Origin of the sequence: Pedococcus sp. (assembly GCF_036554925.1) — a bacterium.
Lineage (GTDB): Bacteria > Actinomycetota > Actinomycetes > Actinomycetales > Dermatophilaceae > Pedococcus_A.
Genome location: NZ_DATBMI010000013.1, coordinates 1 through 8478 on the forward strand (window position 1 = coordinate 1; position 8478 = coordinate 8478).

An 8478-nucleotide genomic window follows, 5' to 3' on the forward strand; every position below is an offset into this window, starting at 1 on the left:
GCGCACCGACCGCTTCGACCGCGCCCCCCGCGAGGAGCTCGTCGACCCCGAGTCCGAGCGCATGGAGGCCGACACCTGGGTCAAGGCCACCCGCAAGGAGGTCGACGGCCCCGTGTCGGTGACCGAGGACAACGGCTTCGCGGCCATGGGTCTGCCCGAGGCCCTCGTCGGCCGCCTGGCTCGTGACGGCATCACCACGCCGTTCCCGATCCAGAGTGCGACCATCCCCGACGCCCTGGCCGGCAAGGACGTGCTCGGCCGCGGCCAGACCGGCTCCGGCAAGACGCTGGCCTTCGGCCTGCCGACGCTGGCGCGTCTCGCCGACGGCACCAAGGCCGCCCCGCGCCGTCCCCGCGCCCTCGTCATGGTGCCGACCCGCGAGCTGGCCATGCAGGTCTCCGACGCGCTCGAGCCGCTCGTGCACGTGCTCGGCCTGCGCCACAAGCTCGTCGCCGGTGGCCTGTCCTACACGACGCAGATCAACGCCCTGAACCGCGGCCTCGACCTGCTCATCGCCACCCCGGGCCGGCTCAAGGACCTCCTCGAGCGCGGTGCCGTCGAGCTCGGCGACATCGAGGTCTGCATCCTCGACGAGGCCGACCACATGGCCGACATGGGCTTCATGCCCGAGGTCACGGCGATCCTCGACCAGATGCCCGCGGGCGGCCAGCGGCTGCTCTTCTCGGCCACGCTGGACAACGGGATCGACCAGCTCGTCGACCGCTACCTCACCGACCCGGTGACGCACTCCACCGACGACGCCAAGGCCTCGGTCACGACGATGGAGCACCACGTGCTGCTCATCGACCCGATGCACAAGAAGACGATCACGGCCGAGGTCGCCAACCGCGAGGGCCGCACCGTGGTCTTCGTGCGCACCAAGCTCGGCGCCGACCGCGTCGCCCTCCAGCTGCGCGAGCAGGGCGTCTTCGCAGCCGCGCTGCACGGCGGGCTCAACCAGGGTGCGCGCAACCGCGTCCTGGGCGCCTTCCGCGACGGCACCCTGCCGGTGCTCGTGGCCACCGATGTCGCAGCACGCGGGATCCACGTCGACGACGTGTCGGTCGTCCTCCAGGTCGACCCGCCGGCGGACCACAAGGACTACCTCCACCGCTCGGGCCGCACGGCGCGCGCCGGCGACAGGGGCACCGTGGTCACCCTGGCGCTGCCGCACCAGCGCAAGGGCATGGAGCGGATGGCCCGCGAGGCCGGCATCGACGCGATGCCGACCAAGGCCTTCCCCGGTGACGAGCGCCTCGCGGCGACTGGTGCCGTGAGCCCCAGCGGCATCCCCGTCCCCGAGGACCAGGTGCGCCGGGTCCTCGAGGGCGAGAAGCGCGGTCGCCGTCCCGGCGGTCCCCAGCGCGGCGGACAGCGCAGCGGTGGCTACCGCGGCCAGGGCGGCCGTGGTCCGGGCCAGCGCGGCTCCGGCCCCCGTGGCGACCGCGGCGACCGCAGTGGCTATCGCCGGGCCGACAGCAGCGGCGCCCGCAGCTGACGCCGCACACCACCTGATCCCCCGGCCCTGGTCCCTTCGGACCGGGGCCGGAGGTGTGTCACGCACGCGCTGCCCGCAGTGGGCAGAATGGCTCCGTGGAGAGCGAGTACCTGTCCGGGCGGCTGCTGGTGGCCACGCCCCAGATCGGCGAGGGCGTCTTCCACCGCAGCGTGGTGCTCCTGTTGCACCACGACGCCGACGGCGCGCAGGGCATCGTGCTCAACCGACCCATGGAGGCGCCGGTCGATGCCGTGCTGCCGATGTGGGACGGCCACGTGACGCCTCCGGGAGTGCTCTTCGAAGGCGGCCCCGTGGGGCTGGACACCGCGATGGGTCTGGTCACGGTGCCGGGTGACGGCGAGGAGCCGATGGGGGTGAAGCGGCTCTTCGGCGGCGTCGGGCTGGTCGACCTCGACACCCCGCCGGTGCTGGTCATCCCCGAGATCGCCGGCCTGCGCATCTTCGCCGGGTATGCCGGGTGGTCACCCGGCCAGCTCGAGGACGAGGTGAAGACCGGCAGCTGGTACGTCGTGGACGCCGAGGCGCGCGACGCCTTCTCCGACCACCCCGAGGACCTCTGGGTCCGGGTGCTCCGGCGACAGCGCGACCACCTCGCCTTCGTCTCGACGTTCCCGCCCGACCCGTCGATGAACTGAGTGCCTAGACTCGGGACATGAGCGACCCGCAGATCCCGCTGGACGACCCCCACGCCCCGCAGGCGCAGCCCGCCACCTCCACGGCCGTGCTCGAGCGCGAGCTGGTCGAGGAGAAGCTGCAGGAGCCCGGCGACCACGAGCGCTTCTCGCACTACGTCCGCAAGGAGAAGATCCTCGAGAGCGCGCTCTCGGGCGAGCCGGTGACGGCCCTGTGCGGCAAGGTGTGGGTGCCCGGCCGCGACCCGCAGAAGTTCCCCGTCTGCCCGGTGTGCAAGGAGATCTACGACGGCCTGCGCCCGCCGCAGGACGGCGAGGAGTAGGCCGCCCCGCCGAGCCCGGGGGTCCCGCCCCGTGTCCCGCTCCCGGTCAGCCGGCACCCTGACGGGCGCGGGGAGGACTGGCCCCGGTGGCTGCGTGTCCCTCGGAGGTCCGGGCCGGTGGTCTCCGTACCGCACTTGGGTGAGGGGTGGTGGTCCGCTTGGCGGAACCGCCCCGGCCTCCATGGGGTCATGGTGGCGGGACGAGCCCTGCACGCCACGGCCGGGGAAAGGACCCTCATGCCCGCACGATCCCGCCTCGCACTGACGGCTCTGCTCCTCGCCGCGGCCGTCCCGGCGGCGCCGACCGGCGCGCAGGCCGTGCCCCTCGGCGCGGCGGACGCCGCCAGCCCCGGATGCGTCACCCACACCGACGAGGTCAACACCGCACGCTCGGCCGCGGGTGGGAACCGCAGGGACCCGCACGAGCTCACGGCCGCGCAGACCGCCGCCATGGAGGCTGACCTCGGCCGGGCGCTGGCCGCGAAGCGCCACACGACGTCGGCGAGGAGCCAGGCCGGCGGGTCCGCGGCGGTGGCGGCCTTCGCAGCCACCAGGATCAGGGTCTACGTCCACGTCATCACCGACGGCGCCAGGGGCAGGCTCACGGCGAGCGAGATCAGCAGCCAGGTCAACGTCCTCAACAGTGCCTTCGCGGGCAGCGGGTTCAGCTTCACGCTGGCCGGCACGGACACCACGTCGAACCGCAGCTGGTACAACCTGCGCAGCGGCTCGAAGCAGGAGCGCGCCATGAAGCGCTCGCTGCGCAAGGGCACGATGGCCGACCTCAACGTCTACACGGCGAACCTCCAGGGCGGCCTCCTCGGCTGGGCGACCTTCCCGAAGTCGACCTACAGCGTCATGGACGGCGTGGTCGTCCTCGACGAGAGCCTCCCCGGCGGGTCGGCGTCCCCGTACAACCTGGGCGACACCGCAACCCACGAGGTCGGCCACTGGCTGGGGCTGTACCACACGTTCCAGGGCGGCTGCTCCGGCAGCGGCGACTACGTGGCCGACACCCCGGCGGAGGCGTCGCCGGCCTACGGCTGCCCGACCGGCCGCGACACCTGCAGCGGTGGCGGGACCGACCCGATCAGGAACTTCATGGACTACACCGACGACTCCTGCATGAACACGTTCACCACCGGCCAGCGCACCCGGATGCAGCACTCGTGGACCGCCTACCGCGGGTAGGCACCCACGCCGGCCCCGGCGGCCGGATCTCGGCACCGGACTAGCACATTCGCCCGGCCCTGCCCGTGATGGCGGGGCCTCGGCATGTCGTCTCCGGGATCCGGTTATCGTTGCCGCCCTATGAGTACTGCGGCCGCCTCGAACCTGTCACCAGCGTTCCCGGAGCGGGCCGCCTGGGGGACGGCCTCGAAGCTGCGTGCCTGGCAGGCGGCCGCCCTGTCGACCTACCTCGAGCAGGGCCCGCAGGACTTCCTCGCGGTCGCGACGCCCGGGGCTGGCAAGACGACCTACGCGCTGCGCCTGGCCACCGAGCTGCTCGGCCGCGGGACCGTCACGGCCGTGACGATCGTGGCGCCCACCGAGCACCTCAAGACGCAGTGGGCCGACGCCGCCGCCCGTGTGGGCATCCACATCGACCCGCGCTTCTCGAACTCCTCCGCCCGGCACAGCCACGAGTACGACGGCGTCGCACTCACCTACGCCCAGGTGGCGAGCAAGCCCTCGCTGCACCGCACCCGGACCCAGTCCGAGCGCACCCTCGTGATCCTCGACGAGATCCACCACGGCGGGGACAACCTGTCGTGGGGCGATGCCATCCGCGAGGCGTTCGAGCCGGCGGTGCGACGGCTGGCGCTGACCGGCACCCCCTTCAGGTCCGACACCTCGCCGATCCCGTTCGTGCGCTACGAGGCCGACCGCGACGGCATCCGCCGGTCCGCCGCCGACTACACCTACGGCTACGCCGAGGCCCTGCGCGACGGCGTCGTGCGGCCCGTGCTGTTCATGGCGTACGGCGGGGCGATGCGCTGGCGCACCAAGGCCGGCGACGAGATCGCCGCGCGCCTGGGGGAGCCGCTGACCAAGGACGCCACGGCGCACGCCTGGCGCACGGCGCTGGACCCGAAGGGCGAGTGGATCCCCGCCGTGCTGGCCGCGGCCGACAAGCGGCTGACCGAGGTGCGCCGTGGCGTGCCCGACGCGGGGGCGCTCGTGATCGCGTCGAACCAGACCGCGGCCCGTGCCTACGCCAGGATCCTCGAGGGCATCACCGGGACGAAGCCGACCGTCGTCCTGTCCGACGACGCGGGTGCCTCGGCGCGGATCGAGGAGTTCTCCGGCAGCAACGACCGCTGGATGGTCGCGGTGCGGATGGTCTCCGAGGGAGTCGACGTCCCGCGCCTGGCCGTCGGGGTCTACGCCACCTCGACGTCCACACCGCTGTTCTTCGCCCAAGCGGTCGGCCGCTTCGTCCGGGCCCGCCGCCGGGGTGAGACGGCCTCGGTCTTCCTGCCCAGCGTGCCGGTCATCCTCGAGCACGCCGCGCGCCTCGAGGACGAGCGCGACCACGCCCTGGACCGCGTCACGAAGGCCGACGACGAGGCGTCCCTGTGGTCGGAGGAGGACGCGCTCGTCGCGGCGGCCAACAAGACCGCGCGCACGCCCGACATCGACGGCGCGGCCTTCGAGGCGCTCGAGTCGGACGCCCACTTCGACCACGTCCTCTTCGACGCCAAGCAGTTCGGCCTGAACGCCGAGGTGGGCTCGGAGGACGAGCAGGAGTACCTCGGCCTTCCGGGCCTGCTGGAGCCCGACCAGGTGGCCCTGCTGCTGCACGAGCGACAGACCGCACAGAACACGCGACGGCCGAAGAAGGCCGAGGCGCCCGTCGCCGCCCATCGTGCGCTCGCCGCCCAGCGCAAGGAGCTCAACAAGCTGGTGTCCGCGTACGCCCGCAAGACCGGTGCGCCGCATGCCGTCGTGCACTCGGACCTGCGCCGGACCTGTGGCGGCCCGGCGCTGGACGAGGCGACCTCGGAGCAGGTCGCCGCACGTGTCGAGAAGATCCGGGCCTGGTTCGTGGGCCGCCGCTAGCACCAGGGGATGCCGCGAGTGAGACCTGTGTCATTGCCGAGACGTCCGCCGACCGCCAAGGTGTCCCGGTGACCGTCGAGAACCTCGTGTGGATGCTGACCGCCCTCGCGGCGGTCGTCGTCATGCTCACCCGCTCCCGCCTGATCTCCTCGGGCAAGCAGGCAGGCGTCTCGGAGAGCCCGCCCGAGCTGCTCGGCGCCCACACCGCAGTCGGGGTCGTCGCCCTTGCCGCGTGGGTCGCCTGGCTGTCCGGTGCTGCCCGGCCGGTGGGCCTGGTCGGGCTGGTGCTGCTCTGGGTCGAGGTGGGCATCGGCCTGATGATCCTCGCCCGCTGGCTGCCCAGCCGGGGGCGGCACGCGACCGGGGCGACGGACGACGGATGGGCGCACGGGCCGTGGCTGTCCGTGCTCGGCCACGTGGGCATGCTGCTGGGCATCTCGTTCTTCACCTGGGTCTTCATCAGCACCAGCCGCGTCTGAGCCGGGTGCCGTCACGCGGTGACCTCGCTAGCGTGGCGGCACCAGGCCCGCACGGGCCACCGACAGAGCGAGGGCAGCATGGCGAACCACGTGTACTCCATCTCTGAGGTCGTCGGGACCTCACCCGAGGGCATCGAGCCGGCCGTGCGCAACGCGGTCGCCCAGGCGGCCAAGACGGTCCGCAACCTCGACTGGTTCGAGGTCGTCAACGTCCGAGGCCAGCTCGCCGAGGGGGCGATCGCGCACTGGCAGGTGACCGTCAAGCTCGGGTTCCGCCTCGAGTCCGACTGAGCGGGCCCGCACCCGACGCGCCTCAGCCGGCCGCCGGGCCGGCCCCCGACCGGACCAACGGGAGGGTCCGCAGCGGGATGCGGGTGGCCAGCGAGATCACCGTCGAGGCCCGGATGACGTGGCGGTCGTCGACGACGGCGTCGATGACGCGCTGCAGGTCGGCGTTGTCGCGGGCGACGACGCGGATCAGCAGGTCGCCCGAGCCCGTGATGGTGTGGGCCTCGAGCACCTCCGGGATCGTGGAGAGGTGCTCGACGACGGGGGAGTGGCCGCGGCCCTGGCGGATCTCCAGGGTGCAGAACGCCGAGACCGGGTAGCCCAGGGCCGCCGGGTCGAGCTGGGGCGCCCACGACCGGATGACACCGCGCGCGACCAGCCGGTCGAGCCGGGCCTGGACCGTGCCCCGGGCCACCCCCAGCTCGCGCGAGGCGCCGAGCACGCCGATCTGCGGCTGGGTCGTGAAGAGGGCCAGGATCCGTGCATCGAGGTCATCGAGGCTCATGGTCACATTGTGCATCCATCACCCATCCTGAGGCTGCACTCTGCGCATTCTGCGCAGCCACGCGGCATACAGTTGCACAACAGGCTCTCACTGCCCCACGCTGCCCCGTATGACTGACACGACGCACGACCTGACCCCCCAGGAGCGCGAGGCGGACCTCGACATCGAGCAGCTGAAGCAGCTCGTCGGCCTCGTCGAGTACGACGAGAGCAAGGACCCGTTCCCGGTCACCGGGTGGGACGCGATCGTCTTCGTCGTCGGCAACGCCACCCAGACCGCGCACTACTACCAGTCGGCGTGGGGCATGGAGCTGGTCGCCTACGCCGGCCCCGAGACCGGCCTGCGCGACCACAAGTCCTTCGTGCTGAAGTCCGGCTCCATCCGCTTCGTCGTCAACGGCGCCGTCGACCCCGACAGCGCCCTCGTCGAGCACCACGCGAAGCACGGCGACGGTGTCGTCGACATCTCCCTCGAGGTCCCCGACGTCGACAAGTGCATCGAGCAGGCCAAGCGCGCCGGCGCCCGGGTCGTGCGCGAGCCGGAGGACCTCACCGACGAGCACGGCACCGTCCGGATCGCGTCGATCGGCACCTACGGCGAGACCGTGCACACGCTCGTCGACCGCTCGAGGTACACGGGCCCCTACCTTCCCGGCTACGTCGCCAGGACCTCGACCTTCGTCAAGCGCGACGGCGCCCCGAAGCGGCTCTTCCAGGCGCTCGACCACATCGTCGGCAACGTCGAGCTCGGCAAGATGGACGAGTGGGTCGCGTTCTACAACCGCGTCATGGGCTTCGTGAACATGGCCGAGTTCATCGGCGACGACATCGCCACCGACTACTCGGCCCTCATGTCCAAGGTCGTCGCCAACGGCAACCACCGCGTGAAGTTCCCGCTCAACGAGCCGGCCATCGCCCAGCGCAAGAGCCAGATCGACGAGTACCTCGAGTTCTACCGCGGCCCCGGCGCCCAGCACCTGGCCCTCGCGACGAACGACATCCTGCGCACCGTCGACGAGCTCCGCAAGGAGGGCGTGGAGTTCCTCGACACCCCGGACTCCTACTACGAGGACCCGGAGCTGCGCGCCCGCATCGGCGAGGTGCGCGCGCCGATCGAGGAGCTGCAGAAGCGCAAGATCCTCGTCGACCGCGACGAGGACGGCTACCTGCTGCAGATCTTCACCAAGCCCCTCGGCGACCGCCCGACGGTCTTCTTCGAGATCATCGAGCGGCACGGCTCGCTCGGCTTCGGCAAGGGCAACTTCAAGGCCCTCTTCGAGGCCATCGAGCGCGAGCAGGAGCGGCGCGGAAACCTCTGAGCCGCAGGCTCTTCCGCTACGAAGCACAGCACACAGGGCCGGTATGCCGCGTGGTCACCACGCGGCATACCGGCCTTTGCGTCGTGCCGACCCCGTCAGGCGACGGGCGCCCCGGTCCCTTGACGCGACCAGGGTGTCAGCGGTCGAGCACCGCCTTCAGGAACTGGCGGGTGCGCTCCTCCTTGGGGTTGGTGAAGATCTCGTGTGGCGCCCCTCGCTCCACGACCCGGCCGTGGTCGAACATCGCGACCCGGTCCGAGATCTCCTCGGCGAAGCGCATCTCGTGGGTGACCATGAGCATGGTCATGTCCGTGCTCTGCGCCAGCTCGCGGATCACGCTGAGCACCTCCC

Annotated in this window: 9 protein-coding genes and 1 pseudogene; 8 read left to right on the top strand and 2 right to left on the bottom strand. The window is 71.8% G+C overall.

The features are described from left to right. From VIB11_RS00900 to VIB11_RS00930, 7 genes are all read left to right on the top strand, one after another. Positions 1-1498, top strand: a 1498-nt coding sequence (locus tag VIB11_RS00900; RefSeq protein WP_332027450.1) for a DEAD/DEAH box helicase, incomplete at its 5' end; no start/stop codon positions are given. Positions 1499-1593: 95 nt separating this feature from the next. Continuing rightward, positions 1594-2154, top strand: coding sequence for a YqgE/AlgH family protein (locus VIB11_RS00905; RefSeq protein ID WP_332027452.1), 561 nt, complete (start codon positions 1594-1596; stop codon positions 2152-2154). A gap of 17 nt (positions 2155-2171) precedes the next feature. Then, entirely contained in the window at positions 2172-2474 is a 303-nt protein-coding gene (locus VIB11_RS00910) for a DUF3039 domain-containing protein (RefSeq protein WP_332027454.1), read from the top strand. Positions 2475-2711: 237 nt separating this feature from the next. Further along, positions 2712-3665 carry a zinc metalloprotease gene (locus VIB11_RS00915; RefSeq protein WP_332027455.1) on the top strand — a complete coding sequence of 318 codons (954 nt, stop codon included), beginning with the start codon at positions 2712-2714 and terminating at the stop codon, positions 3663-3665. 120 nt (positions 3666-3785) lie between these two features. Continuing rightward, positions 3786-5537 carry a DEAD/DEAH box helicase gene (locus VIB11_RS00920; protein ID WP_332027457.1) on the top strand — a complete coding sequence of 584 codons (1752 nt, stop codon included), beginning with the start codon at positions 3786-3788 and terminating at the stop codon, positions 5535-5537. Between the two features lie 68 nt (positions 5538-5605). Further along, positions 5606-6016, top strand: a complete 411-nt coding sequence (locus VIB11_RS00925) for a hypothetical protein (protein WP_332027459.1) — start codon at positions 5606-5608, stop codon at positions 6014-6016. Positions 6017-6094: 78 nt separating this feature from the next. Then, positions 6095-6307 carry a dodecin gene (locus tag VIB11_RS00930; RefSeq protein WP_332027460.1) on the top strand — a complete coding sequence of 71 codons (213 nt, stop codon included), beginning with the start codon at positions 6095-6097 and terminating at the stop codon, positions 6305-6307. A 22-nt stretch (positions 6308-6329) separates the two neighbouring features. Here VIB11_RS00930 and VIB11_RS00935 read toward each other — a convergent pair whose 3' ends face one another. Beyond that, the gene (locus tag VIB11_RS00935) at positions 6330-6809 is read right to left on the bottom strand and encodes an Lrp/AsnC family transcriptional regulator (RefSeq protein WP_332027462.1); all 480 of its coding nucleotides are present in this window, start codon (positions 6807-6809) and stop codon (positions 6330-6332) included. 109 nt (positions 6810-6918) lie between these two features. Between VIB11_RS00935 and hppD the strand changes: the two genes are divergently transcribed. After that, entirely contained in the window at positions 6919-8127 is a 1209-nt protein-coding gene (hppD, locus tag VIB11_RS00940; RefSeq protein WP_332027464.1) for a 4-hydroxyphenylpyruvate dioxygenase, read from the top strand. Between the two features lie 136 nt (positions 8128-8263). Here hppD and VIB11_RS00945 read toward each other — a convergent pair. Then, positions 8264-8478: pseudogene (locus VIB11_RS00945) on the bottom strand (ectoine/hydroxyectoine ABC transporter ATP-binding protein EhuA); the annotation flags it as partial.

Excerpts from the sequence above, each read along its gene's own strand:
- hppD (WP_332027464.1), top strand. The coding sequence starts at position 6,919 with ATGACTGACACGACGCACGACCTGACCCCCCAGGAGCGCGAGGCGGAC.
- VIB11_RS00935 (WP_332027462.1), bottom strand. The coding sequence starts at position 6,809 with ATGAGCCTCGATGACCTCGATGCACGGATCCTGGCCCTCTTCACGACC.
- VIB11_RS00920 (WP_332027457.1), top strand. The coding sequence starts at position 3,786 with ATGAGTACTGCGGCCGCCTCGAACCTGTCACCAGCGTTCCCGGAGCGG.
- VIB11_RS00915 (WP_332027455.1), top strand. The coding sequence starts at position 2,712 with ATGCCCGCACGATCCCGCCTCGCACTGACGGCTCTGCTCCTCGCCGCG.
- VIB11_RS00930 (WP_332027460.1), top strand. The coding sequence starts at position 6,095 with ATGGCGAACCACGTGTACTCCATCTCTGAGGTCGTCGGGACCTCACCC.
- VIB11_RS00910 (WP_332027454.1), top strand. The coding sequence starts at position 2,172 with ATGAGCGACCCGCAGATCCCGCTGGACGACCCCCACGCCCCGCAGGCG.